Consider the following 18061-nt stretch of genomic DNA (forward strand, 5'->3'; position numbering starts at 1 on the left):
TCAGCTGTGAAATCACGTGATCCACTAGCCGTATCGAAGCGTTCCGCATCCGTTATTCATGCGATGTTTCTATTCTATGCCATTGCCTGTATCGTGCCGATCCTGCTTGTCTTCGCCATCTCATTTTCGGACGAGACAACAGTAATTGCCAATGGATATAAGCTTATTCCAGAGAAATTCAGCCTGACGGCTTATGAGTTTCTGTTCAGAGATATGGATCAGATCATTCACTCGTATGGTATATCCTTTATCGTTACCGTTGTAGGTACCATTACAAGTGTTGCACTGACCGCATTGTATGCGTATCCGCTCTCACGGAGAGATCTGCCTTACCGGGGCTGGTTCGCCTTTTTCATCTTCTTCACAATGTTGTTCAATGGGGGGCTGGTACCTTGGTACCTGGTCTATGTCAACGTATTGGATCTGAAAAACTCCCTACTGGCACTCATTATGCCGCTACTGCTATCCCCATTCTTTGTACTGGTCATGCGTACATTCTTCGCGAACTCCATTCCGGTGTCTATTCTGGAATCGGCTCGGATTGATGGTGCGGGAGAATTGAGAACGTTTGCACGTATCGTGCTTCCGCTCTCTCTCCCCGTAATGGCAACCGTCGCGTTGTTCAGTACATTGAATTACTGGAATGACTGGTACCTTAGTATGATTTTTATATCAGATAACCGGACGATCAGCCTTCAGTACCTTATGTACCGGACGCTGCTCGATATTCAATATTTAACAACCAACTCCAACGTCTCTTCACAGATTTCGTCGCAGGGTGGATTACTGAATCTGCCTAACAAAACTCTGCAAATGGCGATGGCTGTAGTCGGTATTGGTCCAATTGTACTGGCATATCCGTTCTTCCAGCGTTATTTCATCAAAGGTCTTACGGTTGGCGCTGTGAAGGGATAACTCTGAACCGGTTAGCGGAGTGGGCAAGGTAAATGAAGATGGACTGAAAGGGCATATACAGAAGTAGTTATCGGTTTAATTGTGAATTGGGGAATTCGGTTGTATGGTTCAACACATGACAGGAGGGGTTCAATTGGTTAGATCATTAAAGGTATGGTCACGCATGATGGCAACGGTTATGGCGCTGAGCCTGGTGCTGGTTGCTTGCTCATCAGACAAGGGTGGAACAACAACACCTGGCGCAGAAGGCGGAGGAGCAAGTGAAGGTGGGGGCAAACCCTATGAAGTGACACTGTTCTACCCAGGGACACCACAGAAGGATGTCGCTCTGGTGGAAGCCGAGATTAACAAAAAGATGGAACCAAAGATCGGAGCCACGCTTAAGATCAATGCAATTGACTGGGGACAGTGGGATAACAAGCTGAATCTCATGATTTCCTCAGGTGAAAAATCAGACATTATCTTCACAGCGGCTTGGCAGAACTACACGGTGAATGTAGCTAAAGGCGCATTCTTGCCCTTGAATGATCTGCTTGATGCACATGGTCAGGATATTAAGAAAAACCTGGACCCTGCCTTTCTGGAAGGTTCCCAGGTGGACGGCGTGAATTACGGCGTTCCTACGAATAAGGAACTCGCTGCGACACGTGGTGTGTTGGTACGTAAAGATCTGGCTGACAAGTATAAACTGGACCTGACAGCTGTAAAAACTTGGGCTGATCTGGAGCCACTTCTCAAAACAATCAAGGAAAACGAGCCAGCCATCACACCATTCTATATGTCCAATACCAATGGTAACGGGCTGTTAGAGAATCTGGATTGGGATTATCTCGGTGATGCTTCCGTACCTGGAGTTATCTCCAAAACAGCAGGCGGAACAACGGTGCTGAATGAAGTGGAGACCCCAGAATTCAAAGAAGCGGCTGAACTTGCTCGCAAGTGGTATCAAGCGGGATATATCAACAGTGATGCTGCTACGTCTAATGTGTTCCCGAAAGACCAGGCGAAGGCTGGAAAAGCGTTTCTCTGGACGGATGGCATGAAGCCAGGCAAGGATAAAGAAGAAGAAGGGTATGTGGGTTTCCCACTGACTCAGATTGAGATGACACAGCCAACAATCACGACGGGTGATGCGTCTGGAGCGATGCTTGCAATCTCCCGTTCTTCCGAGCAACCGGAGAAAGCGATGCAGGTCATTAACCTGCTGCATTCCGACAAGGAAATTAACAACTTGTTAAACTTCGGAATTGAAGGTACACATTATGTGAAAAAAGACGGACAGGATAATATCATTGCTCTCCCTGATGGTGTAGATGCCAACAGTCGTACCTACAATCCAGGTGCACAATGGCAACTGGGTAACCAATTCCTGAACTTCCTCTGGGATAATGAAGATCCACAGAAATGGGAGAAGTTCAAAGAGTTTAACGCCAAAGGTGTGAAGTCGCCAGCACTGGGCTTTACGTTCAACAGCCAATCTGTCAAAAATGAAATTGCTGCGGTCAACAACGTGAACAAACAGTTCAAGCCGGGTATGACATCGGGCGCAGTTGATCCAAATGAGATGATTCCGAAATATCTGGAGAAATTGAAAGCAGCGGGAATTGATAAAATTATTGCAGCCAAACAGGAACAACTCGATGCATTTTTGGCTAAGCAATAAATGATCGTCAGCCATGACAGAGAGACCTGTGTTATTACAAGCTCTTGTCAGCGGTGAAAATGGAGGACGTTTTCGGTGAACAACCGAAGACGTTCTTTTTATTGTTGTTTTTTTGATTTGGATTGTTAATCATAAATAGGAAAAATATGATATAATAAGGTGGTTGATTAGGGGGTGTTCGTGTGTCGAGAACCAGACTTGTGTTCTCAGGGGCTTTATTGCTATTTGCTATCATCTTTACATTTAACCATCATCTTGGTTTTTCTGTTGGAGATACCATGCTGTCAGCAATAGGTATATCACCGTATACTACATCTTACTTGAGTGGAGTTCATATCACACTTTTCCTCGGATTGGGGATATTCGCGTGTGGATTCTACCTTACTCGCAAAGAGATTGGGAAATCATTTCCCGGTCTTGCAAAAGGGTTATGGATCGTAGTTATCGCTATCGTTCTCAGTTATTCGTACATGACGGATAAATTCATGTATGTAGCCAAGTGGGGAGCTTCAGGCATTAATGCGGTATCCTATGTACAGAATGCAAGTTCTTGTACCTTTAACGTGCTGAAAACGGGTGAGACCCGAGCAACCTGTGACCTGACACTCAAAAATTACGGCAGAGATTCCGTATCCGCCGTGTTATTGCCTGATCTCGCACGCAGTTATAAGTTTAAGGACGATCCACTATTGGAAGCCTTGCAGTCTGTCCAATTAAGGCCCGTACATGTTGAGATTGAACGCCATGGAACGTTTACAGGTAAGTTGGAGTTTTACGGGAAAGCGGAATCCCCTCTGTTCGTCAATGGGAAACTTATGGATATTGTGCTGGATGTAGGCGTGGATGGAGCGAATACGGTATTTGATTATGATATTCCATAGTTGATATTTTTATAGAAAAAAAGAATAATTACATAAACAGAAGTGGAATAAGGTTTGAGTTGAATAGAACGATTAAAGATATATACTGAAATTAGATAGAGAGCTGGCTAATCGCTGGCTCTTTTTGTGCGTGGAAGTTGCATTTAGTGCAGAAATATTGGTTTTATCTCCTTTCACCTTGAATTGGTAACGCTTACGCTAGATAATGAATCGGTTTGTCTCAAAAAAATAGTTTGTCTTTAGCGCTTACATCATTACAATTAATGTCACGACAAATTAAGACAAGGTGAGATGAAAAAATGTCATATCGGACAAACCTGTTTTCCAAAATGGTCATTCTTATTTTGATTATGCTGATTCCTGTAGTGCTTTTGTACTGGTACTCCAATCACAAAACAACAGCTGTTCTCAGAGATGAGTTGAATCGATCGAATAGTAACCAGCTTGAATTTTTCCAAAATCAAGTGAACACACACATCGAACTGTTATCCTCATGGCCTAATCTGCTCATACATGATCCTGATATTGGCAGCTTCCGGCGAATCTATGCGGACAGTAACTACTTTGATCTGGATGCGATCAACCTGGTCAAACGTATTCAGAATAAGCTGAGTATTCAGGAAAGCTCATCCAATTGGGCCACGAAATTATATCTGTATTCTCCTTCGCTGGGCAGGGTGGTTTCCGAAAGGGACGCACGTTCTTACGATAAAGAAGCGCTAAGGGAAAATATCATTTCCGGCTGGGATGTACGCAAAATTCAGGATGGGGAAGATGATCGGTTCATGTTTAGCTGGATTACGGTATCTCCATACGGTATTAAAGACCCGGCTAATAATGCGGAAACGATTATTAAACTGGAGTTTGATAGTGATAACATTCGGGATATGCTGGACAAATTCAAGGACGATGGCAGGCATGACCCCTTCTATTTCCGTGAAGAATCGGGGGTTATCTATAACCGGACTTCAGATCGTTCATTAACGAATCAGTTGATAGAAGAACTGTCCATCCATAAACTTCAGGACGTTGATAATCGTACAGTGGTGATCGGGAACGAGCCTTACATGATCAACACGGTGAAATCCAGCACAACAGGCTGGTATTTGGTGGACTATATGCCGCTATCAGATATTCTGAAGCCCATTCATCAATCCAATATGCTGTTCTATTCTTCCATGATTTGTTTGTTGTTAATGAGTTTTGGTGTGGCGTATTTGTTCTATGTTCAGGTGCAGGTACCAGTGAAACAACTCATTCGCGGGTTCCAGCGGTTGAAGCAGGAGGATTATTCCGTGAGGATTAAGCCAAAGGGCCGCAATGAATTCAGTTTCCTGTCCGAACGTTTCAACTTGATGGTGGAGCAGATCCAGCAGTTATTTGAACACGTTTACCTGGAACAGATTCATGTACGTGAAGCTCGGTTGAAGCAGCTGCAATCGCAGATTAACCCGCACTTTTTCTATAATTGTTTCTCCTTCATTACAAGTATGGCGAAACTCAAGCGTATGGACGCTGTTGTAGCGATGTCACATAATCTATCGCGATATTATCGGTATACGACAAGACAGGAGCGGGACGTGGTACCGTTGACAGAAGAAATTGAATTTGTCAGCTGTTATCTGGAGATCCAACGGATGCGTATGGACCGCATTCATTACAAGATTGATCTGTCTGATGAGATGTTAAGACAGGAGGTACCGCCACTCATCGTGCAACCACTAGTGGAGAATGCGGTGATTCACGGTATCGAAGCGGACGCGGAGGCAGGAGAAATAAGAGTATCCGGGGAAAAACAGGGCAGTGTCATGGTTCTTGTGGTTGAAGATGATGGGCAAGGCATGACGCAGGAGGCACGTGAGGCGCTTCTGAATAAGCTCAGGGGAACGATGGATCAGGAGATGGGCTGCGGCCTGTGGAATGTGAATCAGAGACTCCAGCTTCGATATGGGGAGCAGGCAGGACTGGATGTAACGGAATCGGAACTTGGTGGATTACGCGTTACGCTGTCATGGCCTGCCGAACAGGAGTTTCTTCTGGAGAATGAAGGATAAGCACTTGGGATGTGTAGCGCAAGATGAACGATGGAATCCATTTGCAGAATGAACGAAATAGGGAGTGAATCACTTGATTGATATATTACTGGTAGATGATGAGACATACGTAACAGAAAGTCTGGAACTTACGATCCCCTGGGGAGAGCTTGGAGTAACGACCGTGCTGCGTGCCGCATCTGGTAAGGAAGCGTTGGAGATTATGGAGGAAAATGCAGTAGACATCGTAGTTACCGATATTCGCATGCCTGGCATGTCAGGACTGGATCTCATTGCAGAGGTAAGCAAGCGCTGGTCTCATATCCGCTGTATTTTACTAACGGGTCACAGTGATTTTGATTATGCTAAAAAAGCCATTCAATTGCAGGCAACGGATTATATCCTGAAGCCCGTAAACGATGATGAGTTTATGGGATCGGTGTCAGCAGCTATCACGTCTCTTCGCGATGAGTGGGATGAATTCGATAAATATCACCGGCTTTTATACAGTCGGAAGTCTGACTATAAGATTTTACGGGAAAATCTTATGCATGATCTGTTGCTGGGGCGTGAGATCACGGCGCGGGCACTTCGGGAACAACTGCAACAATATGAGATTCATATCGATCCGGAACAATCGGCTGTAATGATGCTGATTCGCCTTACAGGACGCTTCTCATCGATGGACCAGCAGTCTCTGGATCTGATGGATTTTGCGGTAGGTAATATTGCAGAGGAAGTACTTGGAGAGCAATTTAACGTGTGGTTTGGTCGGGGACCCCATGAGTGTCTGGTTATGTTCTTGCAGAATCAAGATCAGATCGAAGCTCCGCAGATGGACTTGGAGACGTTGAGAATCTCAGCTGAAACTTTCCGTGAGCATGTCATTCGATATTTACAGGGAGATCTGTCCATGGTAGTTACACCGTCATTTCCCTTTAATGAGTTAACAGCAGCTTATCGGAAAAGTCTGGGTTCGCTTGTCCTTTCAGGACCAGAAGAACACAAGATTATATATATGGACATGGATCAGGCACTCAGCAAAAGACCGGAGAATGATGCAACGCAGGCGATCGAAGAGCTGTACAAACCGCCTGTACTTCCGCAATTGCTTGAGACCAAGCAATGGGAAGCGGCAGCCCGTAAGCTGAACACGGTCTTTGACGCGGCAGAACAGGTACGATTGTCCAGAGAACATGTGTATGAGATGTATCTGTCGGTAACTAATGCATTTATGTATATCGCCCATAAACAGGGGCATCTGGTGCATGAGATTGATCATGCGGGATTCGATCTGCTCCTTGCTCATCAGTTGATTCAATCCCCCGAGAAGCTGCGGCGTTGGGCTACCGAGATGCTGGCGAAGCTTCAGGAAGAGTTGTCCGATCAGGAAGGTGTGCAGAGCCGCAGACATGTGATCAAGCAGGTTCAGGAGCTGGTGACAAGAGATACAGGACAGGATCTGTCAGTGAAGATGATTGCGGACAAGGTATATTTACACCCCGTATATCTATCGAAAATTTACAAGGCAGAGACTGGGGAAGGTCTTGGGGACTACATGATTCGTATGCGCATGGAACGTGCTCTATATCTGCTTAAGAATAGCAACAAAAAAATATACGAGATTACGAGTGAACTTGGCTATCAAAATCCGCAATATTTCAGCAAAATGTTCAAAAAACATTATGGTATGACACCAAATGAATTTCGGGATCAGGCATAATTTCAACAACATTCCAGAATATAGGTTGGCAAAGGTGCAGAAATCTTGATTTCGTATCATAGGCTCAAAGGCCTGGTCAGCCTATAATGAAAGGGTAACCAAAATGATTTAAGGGGGAACAACATGAGAGCGCAATCAACGAAAAAGAGATTCTTGACGCTTCTCGCTACAACGCTGAGTCTAACTGTCGTTCTTGCAGGATGTTCAGGAGGCAGTGGGGGCGGAGATAGTGCAACACCAAGTACATCTGGAACCCAAAACGAATACAAAGAAAAGTATGATCCGGCAGTTACCATTACTACAGCATGGGGAATCGATCCTGAGCTGAAATTTAAAAATGGCGAATCCATGGAAAATAACGTGGCAACCAAGTGGGCCAAGGACAAATTCGGAATTGAAATCAAATCCTTGTGGTCCGTGACAGATACGAACAGTGCATTTGCGACCAAGCTTCGTCTCGCTATGTCCTCCGGCCAAGAAATGCCGGATATTGTGACAATAGGGCAGCCGGATAATTTAGTTGCTCAAGATTTAATTGACTCCGGTATGTATCAGGAAGTGGGACCACTGTTCGACAAATACGCTTCCGACACATGGAAAAAAGCAATGGAGCAGGACCCTAATGTATGGAACCCGTACAGTCGTGATGGCAAAAGAATGGGTGTCCCTGTTCTGGACTATGCCTACAACAATGACTACCTTCTCTGGATTCGTCAGGACTGGCTGGACAAGCTGAACATGAAGGCACCAAAAACCATCGACGAACTGGAAGCAGTGATGGAAGCATTTAAGAATAATAACCCTGACGGCTTGGCTCCAGATAAAGTCACTCCGCTCAGCGTTGGCTTCAAAACATCCATGAATACATGGATGGGAGATGTATCCTGGATCTTTGGTGCATATGGCACCTTACCTCAACAATGGAATCTGGCTGCGGATGGCAAGCTGGAGTATGGTTCTATCAATCCAGGTATGAAGCCAGGTTTGACCAAATTGAGCGAATGGCTCACAAAAGGTTATATCCCGCAGGAAGCAGCGTTGTGGGATGAAAACAAAACGGCAGAGCCAGCAGTTGCAGGCACAGCCGGCATTATCCCGGGTCCATACTGGATGAGTGGATGGCCGCTGAAGGATACGGTAAAAAATGTCCCAGGTGCGGTTTGGAAACCGATTGAAATTCCAACTGGCCCTGAAGGCAAAGCGATGCGTCATGGTACACATTTTGTTAATGGTGTAACATTGATCAAGAAAGATATGAAAAATCCGGAAGCATTCTTTACTTACCAAAACTATCTTTATGATAATTACGCAGATCCGCAACCAGGAAGTGAATATGATAACGGTCTATTTGCAGGCTATGACTATCAATTGGATGGTAATGGTAAACAAATGCCGATTGAAGAAATTGATGGCGGGTATGTAAACGTTGTGCGTTATTTGCTCGTGCGTGATGGCGCTCGTATTCCGGACGCTCAGATGAAAGCTCTGATGAATCTGGCAGATGGCAAAGAGCCTGAAACCAAGCTCGAAAAAGATGTTGCCGTGAACTATGGTAAGGAAACCCCTGCTGCTGCGAAAGTATTGCTGAGCCAAGAAGAAATTTCCTTCAAAAACATGTTCACAGGTCCAACAACGCAGACGATGAAATCGAAGCTGGACTATCTGAACAAAATCGAGAATCAAGCATTTAACGAAATTATCTATGGCAAAAATCCAGCGGATGCGTTTGATACTTTTGTACAAACGTGGAAATCCGGTGGCGGTGACCAGATCACTCAAGAGGTCAACGAATGGTATGACGGTGTGAAAAAATAGTTTTTAACTGCGCACAGACGGTACTCGTCTGTGCGCTTTTTTTTGTTTATTCAAGCTGAGGCAAAGTGGTTGAATTTGTGCCATTTATATTGCTTTTATGTGCTGTTTGGACCCCGTAAAAGGTTGATATAATCGCATTATAAGCCACTCAGGGAGTACTTGAGTAGGAAGAAATACAGGGGGAGCAATCATGAGAACTTTGAAACGCACTTGGCCATTCCACGTTATGCTGTTGCCAGCCATTATCTTTCTGATCATCTTCAGTTATGTGCCTATGGGCGGGATCGTTATGGCATTCCAGAACTACAAGCCATGGCTTGGGATTAGCGGTTCTGAATGGGTTGGACTGGACAACTTTAGATATTTGTTTGAACGTGAAGACAGCTTACAGGTCATCTGGAACACATTGATTATTGCTGTACTTAAACTGATTTTCAATTTATTTGTTCCATTTGTTTTTGCCATTCTTTTGAATGAGGTTCGCAAGATGGCTATACAGCGAACAATTCAAACACTCGTATATTTACCTCACTTCTTGTCCTGGGTCATTCTGGGCGGGATTTTGATAGATCTGTTGTCAACAGGCGGCTTGGTTAACCGGGTTCTGGGAACCTTTGGACTCGGGCCATATTTCTTCCTGGGAGACAACAGTTGGTTCCGATCTACGGTCATTCTGACAGATGTGTGGAAAGAATTTGGCTATAACATGATTGTCTTTCTGGCTGCCCTTGCCGGAATTAATCCAGCATTGTACGAAGCAGCTGAAATTGACGGAGCAGGACGCTGGAAACAGACACTGCACATTACAATCCCTTCGCTTGTGCCGATGCTGATGGTTGTAGGGACACTGGCGCTTGGTAACGTACTGAATGCCGGATTTGACCAGATATTCAACTTGTATAACCCGCTCGTATATCAAACGGGTGACATCATTGATACATTCGTATACCGTTCCGCAATGCAGAATGGTGAGATGGGCTTTGCAACCGCGATCGGATTATTTAAATCGGTTATTAGTATGATCTTGATTCTTGTATCGTACAGCTTAGCCAAAAAATACGCTGGATATCGCATATTCTAAACGAATGAACAGAGAAAGAAGGGACCACGATGTATCATAAATCATTGCCTTATCGCGTGTTTAATATAGTCAATACCTGCTTTCTGATTTTGATCGCCATTATGTGTATCATACCGATGGTTCATGTACTGGCTGTATCCTTTAGTACAAAGGCAGCTGCCGACGCCAATCTGGTCAATCTCTGGCCCGTAGGATTTTCACTTGAGGCTTACAAAAAAACGATGAACAATCCAATTTTCTTGAACTCGCTCTGGATTTCACTTCTACGTACAGTGATCGGTACAGCTATTACCTTGCTGATTACGTTCCTGGCGGCGTATCCGTTGTCCAAAGAGAATAGTGAATTCAAAGGCAGAACGATCTACTCCTGGATTTTTGTATTCAGTATGATTTTCAACGGGGGACTGGTGCCGTTCTACATGGTTATCCAGAAGATCGGGTTGATGGATTCCTTCTGGGTACTGGTGCTCCCAGGAGCAGTTAACACATTCCTTGTCATTCTGATGCTGAACTTCTTCCGCGGTATTCCAAAAGAGCTGGAGGAAGCGGCGCTCATGGATGGAGCTAACCATTTCAGAACATTGTTCAGGATCTTCCTTCCCATTTCGATGCCGTCCATTGCAACAATTGCATTGTTCAGTATGGTGTTCCACTGGAATTCCTGGTTTGATGGATTGCTCTACATGAATAACGCCAAGGATTACCCACTTGCTACATTTATGCAAACGGTCATTATTGGACGTGATATGAGTAGCATGAGCATGAATCCAAAAGAAATGGAAGCCCTCTCTCAAACTACGGTAAGGGCAGCTCAGATCTTCATCGGAAGTGCACCAATCTTGATTGTGTATCCTTTCCTGCAACGTTTCTTTGTCAAAGGTATGACGTTGGGCTCAGTTAAAGGCTGAGCCTGTACCCCAAATTAATGGAGGTTGATACAGTGAGCAACTTGACGGAAAAGACATTCATTCTGGGAATGGATGTGTCCTTTATGGATGAAATCGAACAGCATGGCGGGAGTTATAGTGATGTGGATGGCAAGGAACAAGACTTGCTGTCCATCCTGAAGATTAATGACGCTAACGCGATACGACTTCGAATCTGGAATGATCCTGTTGGTGGATTCTGCAATCTGGAACGGACGGTGGAGATAGCCAAACGGATCAAGGAACAGGGCTTGAAATTTTTGCTTGATTTCCATTATTCTGATCGCTGGGCTGATCCAGCCAATCAATGGAAGCCGAAAGCATGGGAGAATCTGTCCTATGAAGAGCTTCAACGTGCGGTATGCATGTATACGGCTGACGTTCTGAGAACGTTGAAGGAACACGATGCGCTTCCGGACATGGTGCAGGTGGGCAACGAGATTACACCAGGCATGTTATGGAATGAGGGACGTGTTGGTGGAGAAGAGCATGATACGGATGAACAGTGGGAGCGCTTTGCAGGCCTTGTGAAGTACGGAATTGCTGCGGTCAAATCCGTTGACGCGGATATTCAGATTATGATACATATTGATCGTGGGGGAGATAACGCCGAGAGCCGCAAGTTTTACGATCGCTTTGAAGCACTGGGTGTGGAGTTTGATGTCATTGGTCTCTCGTATTACCCTTGGTGGCATGGCACACTCGACGCATTACGTGACAATCTTCATGATCTGGCTGAGCGTTATGGCAAACCGATCAATGTAGTTGAAACCGCTTATCCATGGACGCTGGAGCAGCCGGAAGGCATTGAATGGATATTGAATCAGGAAGATATGTTGTTACCAGGATACCCTGCAAGTGTAGAGGGACAGACCAAATACCTGAAGGATCTATTGCAGATTATTCGCGAAGTTCCTGGTGGTTTGGGGCACGGATTCTATTATTGGGAACCTGCCTGGATACCAAGTAAAGAAGAATGGTCCGTCGGTCATCCGAATAACTGGGGCAACCTCACCATGTTTGATTTTAAAGGTCGCAAGTTGGAATCGTTTACAGCACTTGCTGCTGTTGAAGAATCAGATGTCGTGACATACGTGTAATCTAGCGTAATACGTATCGTCTGTGAAGTCGTTGTTATCGTTATCGTTATCATATATAAACTAAAAAAACAGTAATTAAAGCAAGGGAGTTGTCCTTATGACATACAAATTTCCACCTGTAAGTTCCAAAGCCCCGCACATGTTGCATGGCGCAGACTATAACCCGGAGCAATGGCTCCGCTATCCTGAAGTTCTGGAAGAAGATATTCGCTTGATGAAGCTTGCCAAGTGTAACGTGATGTCCATTGGTATCTTCTCGTGGGTATCCCTTGAGCCGGAAGAGGGTGTATACACGTTTGAATGGCTGGATCAGGTGTTGGATCGTTTTGCAGCAAACGGTATCTATGCATTCCTCGCTACACCAAGTGGTGCTAGACCTGCTTGGATGTCCGCGAAGTACCCGGAAGTGCTCCGTGTATCCGAGAAGCGTGTCCGCAATCTGCATGGTTTCCGTCACAACCATTGTTATACTTCCCCGGTATACCGTGAGAAGGTTACTGCGATTAACACAAAACTGGCAGAACGTTATTCGGATCATCCGGCTGTAATCGGCTGGCATATCTCAAACGAGTTCGGCGGAGATTGTCATTGTGATTATTGTCAGGAAGCATTCCGTGGTTGGGTTCAGAAGAAGTATAAAACACTCGATGAACTGAATCATTCCTGGTGGACGACATTCTGGAGCCATACGGTTACAGACTGGAGTCAAGTGGAATCTCCGGCTCCACACGGTGAGACACAGGTACACGCGATGAATCTGGACTGGCGCCGTTTCGTTACGGATCAGACAGCTGATTTTATAGTGCATGAAACGAAACCATTAAAAGCTCAGAATCCTGATCTGCCAGTCACAACGAACCTGATGGAATTCTATGGCGGTCTGAACTATTGGAAGTTCGCTGATATTCTGGATTTCCTCTCTTGGGACAGTTATCCGACTTGGCATGATGCAGATGACGACGCGAAACAGGCATCCCGTATCGCCATGATGCATGATATCGTTCGTTCCATCAAAGGCGGTCAGCCGTTCTTGCTGATGGAGAGTACTCCAAGTTCGACGAATTGGCAAGATGTAAGCAAGCTGAAAAAACCTGGCATGCATCTGCTCTCTTCTCTCCAGGCTGTGGCACATGGTTCCGATAGTGTTCAGTACTTCCAATGGAGAAAGAGCCGTGGGTCCAGTGAGAAACTTCATGGTGCGGTGGTAGACCACGTAGGAACGGAACACACTCGAGTGTTCCAAGATGTCACCGACGTAGGAACGGCTCTTGAAGGCATGGAAGCTATTGTAGGAACAGCGGTTCCGGCAGAAGTTGCAATCATATTTGATTGGGAAAACCGCTGGGCCGTTAATGATTCTCAGGGTCCGCGTAATATCGGTGTGAAGTATGAGCAGACGGTGGAAGAGCATTACGAAGCGTTTTGGAAAAAGGGAGTCGCTGTAGACGTTATTGATATGGATGCAGATCTGTCCAAGTATAAGTTGCTGATTGCTCCAATGCTCTATCTGGTACGTGAAGGTGTCGGGGAACGTATTGAGAAGTTTGTAGAACAAGGTGGTACGTTTGTAGCAACTTACTGGTCTGGTATTGTTAACGAAAACGATCTGTGTTTCCTGGGTGGATTCCCAGGCCCGCTGCGTAAGACACTTGGCATCTGGTCCGAGGAAATTGACGGACTGCATGATCGTGATCTGAACGGAATTATCCCTGAGAAGGGCAATGAGCTTCAGCTCAATACAGCGTATGATGCAATTGAACTGTGTGATCTGATTCATCTCGAAGGCGCGAAGTCCTTGGCTACGTACCGTTCTGACTTTTATGCCGGACGTCCGGCATTGACGGTTAACCAGTTGGGTTCAGGAAAAGCATATTACGTAGCGACACGTCTGAAAGCACCATTCTATGATGATTTCTATGCGAAGCTTATCGCTGACCTGAACATTGAGCGTGGACTTGAAACCGAGCTGCCTGCCGGAACAACGGCACATACACGTACAGATGGTACAGCAGATTATGTGTTTGTACAGAACTACACGCCAGATGAGAAGCTGATTGAACTAGATGGACAGTCCTATACTGATCTGCTCAGTGGTGATGCTGTGGAAGCAAGTCTCAGCTTGAAGCCATATGACATTTGTGTTCTGCGCAGACCGGCTGCCCGGAAATAATGTAGATTCTATATGTTACTAAATAAATGAAGTTAGTAATTAGAAGAGAGTGCCCTGAACGCCTGCATTGGTGTTCAGGGCATCTTTTTTTATTTATGCATTTGGCTGTTGAACCACTTTTTCTGGACAAGATAAAGGATAAACGTGTCCGCGTAGCGAAGACAAACACGTAACATGTAACTCAAGACTTTCAGTCTGGGAGGAATGGAAATGAATCAAAGAAATTTGGATGGTAACAGCATTATTATTCGACTGGAAATGACAACTAAGGATATCAAGTTTGGCGAAGTGGCTTCGGCCATCTCGGAAGCTGGGGGAGACATCATTGCCATCGACGTGATTTCCACCAATCAGGATGTAAGCGTGCGCGACTTGACGGTCGCAGTTACGGATGCACAAGATAACAGTAAAATTATAGAAGGGGTGCGCCAGCTTAAAGGTGTGTCCATTATTAACGTATCGGATCGGACGTTCCTGCTTCATCTGGGCGGTAAGATCGAAGTAACACCAAAGACCCCGATTCAAAACCGGGAAGATCTGTCACGTGTGTACACTCCGGATGTTGCTCGTGTATGTTCAGCCATTTCAGAAGAACCCGGCAAAGCCTTCTCATTGACAATTAAACGGAATACAGTGGCCGTCGTATCTGATGGCAGTGCAGTGCTTGGGCTTGGTAATATTGGGCCTCGTGCAGCGATGCCTGTCATGGAAGGTAAAGCGATGTTATTCAAACAGTTTGCAGGTGTGGATGCTTTCCCAATCTGCCTGGACACACAGGATACCGAGGAAATCATACGTACTGTGAAAGCGATATCACCTGGTTTTGGCGGCATTAATCTGGAGGATATCTCGTCACCGCGTTGTTTCGAAATTGAGCGTCGTCTGAATGAGGAATTGGACATTCCTGTATTTCATGATGACCAGCATGGCACAGCGGTTGTGTTATATGCTGGTCTGATCAATGCGCTCAAACTGGTGGGCAAGTCCATTGAAGATGTGAAGATTGTGGTCTGTGGCATCGGTGCAGCAGGTGTAGCGTGCAGCAATATATTATTGTCCGCGGGAGCCAGCCGGCTTATAGGTGTCGATCGTGAGGGTGCAATTGTACGGACACAAACCTATGAGAATGAAGTCTGGAGTGATTATGCAGCTCGTACTAATCCCGAACTGGAGACTGGTTCGCTGCGTGATGTCATTCGTGGAGCCGATGTGTTCATTGGCCTATCCCGCGGGAATCTGTTAACTCGCGAAGATGTACAGACCATGGCAGAAGATCCAATCGTGTTTGCAATGGCAAACCCGGTACCTGAGATTATGCCTGCCTTGGTGGAAGACATTGTGGCTGTAATGGCAACAGGACGATCCGATTATCCGAATCAGATTAACAATGTGTTATGTTTCCCGGGCATCTTCAGAGCAGTTCTGGATTGCCGAGCCACCGAAATTAATGAAGAAATGAAGCTGGCAGCCGCTCAAGCGATTGCTTCGGCCATTACGGACGAAGAGCGTACACGTTATTACATTATTCCGAGTGTGTTCAATGATAAAGTAGTCAAATCGATGCGCAGTCGCGTAATTGAAGCAGCTGTTAAGACGGGTGTAGCTCGACGTATTCCTCGTGAACAGGCCCGTGAAGGCGGGGAATCGTAAGATGTCAGAGAACCCTCTTCAACCTAGTGGGAATCTGCAAGAATTAGGGCACATGCATAATATAGATGGAATAACGGCAGGAGAGGCTGTTCTGCGCGCCGCCCGATCCTTTGTTCAAGGGGACTCATCCAAGCATAGTGATGGTCATGACTGGCCGCACATTGAACGGGTAACCGCACTTGCGGTTGAACTCGCTCACCGTATGGGTGCAGATCCATTTGTCTGCGAACTGGCTGCATTATTACATGATGTACCGGATGAGAAGCTGAATGAGAGCTTGGAAGCCGGGATGGCCAAACTGAATGACTGGCTGGATACCCAGCCTCTTGACCCGGATATACGTAATAAGGTTGTGGGTATTATTAGCACCATCTCATATGCGGGAGGACAGCGTCCTGCAGTCAGCTCGCTTGAAGCACAGGTTGTACAGGATGCGGATCGACTGGATGCATTGGGTGCGATTGGGATCGCGCGAACCTTTGCCTTTTCAGGCGCCAGAGGGCGCGAGATGTACGATCCGTCCCTTCCCCCACGGGAGCAGATGACCCGTGAGGAATATCGCAATGGGCGCAGCACAACGATAAATCACTTTTACGAGAAGTTGTTCAAGCTCAAGGATCTGATGAATACCTCCTATGGCAAGGAGCTGGCGGAACAGCGTCATGATTATATGGTGCAGTTTGTGGACCAGTTCAAAAGGGAATGGGAGGGCACGGACCGATAGGCAGGCATAATAAGCATGAGCATTCCACAGAGGTATCATAAGTAACAGAGGCGAATCTTTGAAGTGGTGAAAATCCATTTTGAAGATTTGCTTCTTTTTGGGTTAATAATGTGTATTAACATACATAAAGGAATCAATTTCACAATACCTCTGACTTATGACATGGCAACGGAAGACCTTACATGGTACAATAAATCGTTCTCCTGAATGAATTCAGGCAAAAAAAGAAATATGGGGTAATAATGAACATGATTATCAAATGTAAAATTTCAGGTTCGGTAAAGAGGAGGGGTCATCACCATGTCGTTTGGTGCGCGTGTACTTAAGACGGGGATCGCGGTCACGCTTGCCTTGTACCTAAGCAGCCTGTTCTTGAACCCGCAATCTCCCGTGCCTGCCGCAATCGCGGCTATATTCGCCATGCAGCCTTCCATCTATCGTTCCTGGAAATACTTCTTGGATCAATTGCAAACGACCACGCTGGGAGCTATTGTCGCCCTGGTGGGGGGCATGGTGTTGTCCAATGAGCCAATCGCCGTTGGATTAATTATTGTACTTGTCATCATGATCTGTCTTAAATTGAATATGGGTGAGACGGTTGGCCTGACACTGGTCACGGTTGTATCCATTATGGAAGCCTCGGGTGATTGGCATTTTGCACTCAATCGTTTTCTGTTGACATTGGTTGGTATTGTATCGGCGTTTCTCATCAACATTACGGTATTTCCTCCGAAACCGAAGGTTCAGTTCGTGAAGCAGATCCATAGTGTATTCAGCGGTATGTCATTGCTTCTGCGAACTTCGATCTCGGATGAGATCAAGGAAGTTGTATTCCGGGAGGAGAAAAGTAACCTGGGCGGTTCCATTAAGTCTTTGTCCGACAAGTATAACTTGTTCGAAGAGGAACAGAAAAAGATGAAACGTTCGAAATTCAGCGAAACTCGTCAGATGGTGGTCTACAAACAAATGCTGCTGAGTTTGCAAAAAGGGTACGAGGTGCTGGATTCGGTGGAACGCCACTATTTCCAGGCACCGCGGACAACGGCCATGGACCAGTTTTTTGACTCACATCTTGAACTGGTTATCAAATTCCATGAGCATGCACTGCTCAAGTTCGAGGATAAGCTGAAGCCTAATGGGGAAGAGGCCGCACAGTTTGTATTGGATAATGACCGTTTCATGGAGCAGGCGATCACCCAGTTTGATATCGACAAGGAAGGGATGTTACGATTGTCCATCGTGGCTGCTGCCATTTATGATTATGGATATCAGTTGGAACGTCTGAATCGACTTGCCGAACATGTGCATAGCGCCAGTGAAGACAAAGAATCACAGGACAAAATTTTGAATTGGCTTAAGTGGCCTTAAATTCAAGTTCAA

Annotated in this window: 13 protein-coding genes; all 13 read left to right on the forward strand. The window is 45.7% G+C overall.

Annotated features, from left to right (window positions below; all coding sequences use genetic code 11):
• The first annotated feature begins 6 nt into the window (after window positions 1-6).
• The 13 genes from MHI52_RS10915 (at window position 7) to MHI52_RS10975 (ending at window position 18049) form a co-directional block, all read left to right on the forward strand.
• A complete protein-coding gene (locus tag MHI52_RS10915) occupies window positions 7-915 on the forward strand; it encodes a carbohydrate ABC transporter permease (RefSeq protein WP_017689303.1) in 909 nt (302 codons plus the stop codon).
• Between the two features lie 133 nt (window positions 916-1048).
• Window positions 1049-2578 carry an ABC transporter substrate-binding protein gene (locus MHI52_RS10920; protein ID WP_340982889.1) on the forward strand — a complete coding sequence of 510 codons (1530 nt, stop codon included), beginning with the start codon at window positions 1049-1051 and terminating at the stop codon, window positions 2576-2578.
• A gap of 182 nt (window positions 2579-2760) precedes the next feature.
• Entirely contained in the window at window positions 2761-3459 is a 699-nt protein-coding gene (locus tag MHI52_RS10925) for a hypothetical protein (RefSeq protein ID WP_036609558.1), read from the forward strand.
• 299 nt (window positions 3460-3758) lie between these two features.
• Entirely contained in the window at window positions 3759-5513 is a 1755-nt protein-coding gene (locus MHI52_RS10930) for a sensor histidine kinase (RefSeq protein ID WP_405159007.1), read from the forward strand.
• A gap of 73 nt (window positions 5514-5586) precedes the next feature.
• A complete protein-coding gene (locus tag MHI52_RS10935) occupies window positions 5587-7215 on the forward strand; it encodes a response regulator (protein WP_127543874.1) in 1629 nt (542 codons plus the stop codon).
• Window positions 7216-7338: 123 nt separating this feature from the next.
• Window positions 7339-9030 carry a sugar ABC transporter gene (locus MHI52_RS10940; RefSeq protein WP_405159008.1) on the forward strand — a complete coding sequence of 564 codons (1692 nt, stop codon included), beginning with the start codon at window positions 7339-7341 and terminating at the stop codon, window positions 9028-9030.
• Between the two features lie 190 nt (window positions 9031-9220).
• Window positions 9221-10111: a sugar ABC transporter permease gene (locus MHI52_RS10945; RefSeq protein ID WP_076326911.1), complete on the forward strand. Its 891-nt coding sequence runs from the start codon at window positions 9221-9223 to the stop codon at window positions 10109-10111.
• Window positions 10112-10140: 29 nt separating this feature from the next.
• The gene (locus MHI52_RS10950) at window positions 10141-11019 is read left to right on the forward strand and encodes a carbohydrate ABC transporter permease (protein ID WP_017689296.1); all 879 of its coding nucleotides are present in this window, start codon (window positions 10141-10143) and stop codon (window positions 11017-11019) included.
• A 32-nt stretch (window positions 11020-11051) separates the two neighbouring features.
• On the forward strand, window positions 11052-12137 hold the full coding sequence (locus MHI52_RS10955) for an arabinogalactan endo-beta-1,4-galactanase (RefSeq protein ID WP_405159009.1): 1086 nt from the start codon (window positions 11052-11054) through the stop codon (window positions 12135-12137).
• A gap of 97 nt (window positions 12138-12234) precedes the next feature.
• Window positions 12235-14307, forward strand: coding sequence for a beta-galactosidase (locus tag MHI52_RS10960; RefSeq protein ID WP_405159010.1), 2073 nt, complete (start codon window positions 12235-12237; stop codon window positions 14305-14307).
• Window positions 14308-14517: 210 nt separating this feature from the next.
• Entirely contained in the window at window positions 14518-15957 is a 1440-nt protein-coding gene (locus MHI52_RS10965) for an NAD-dependent malic enzyme (RefSeq protein ID WP_339300573.1), read from the forward strand.
• 1 nt (window position 15958) lies between these two features.
• A complete protein-coding gene (locus tag MHI52_RS10970) occupies window positions 15959-16681 on the forward strand; it encodes an HD domain-containing protein (RefSeq protein ID WP_405159011.1) in 723 nt (240 codons plus the stop codon).
• Window positions 16682-16981: 300 nt separating this feature from the next.
• The gene (locus tag MHI52_RS10975) at window positions 16982-18049 is read left to right on the forward strand and encodes an aromatic acid exporter family protein (RefSeq protein ID WP_017689291.1); all 1068 of its coding nucleotides are present in this window, start codon (window positions 16982-16984) and stop codon (window positions 18047-18049) included.
• Window positions 18050-18061 lie beyond the last annotated feature (12 nt).

The sequence above is a fragment of the Paenibacillus sp. FSL H8-0283 genome (assembly GCF_045040675.1).
Lineage (GTDB): Bacteria > Bacillota > Bacilli > Paenibacillales > Paenibacillaceae > Paenibacillus > Paenibacillus amylolyticus.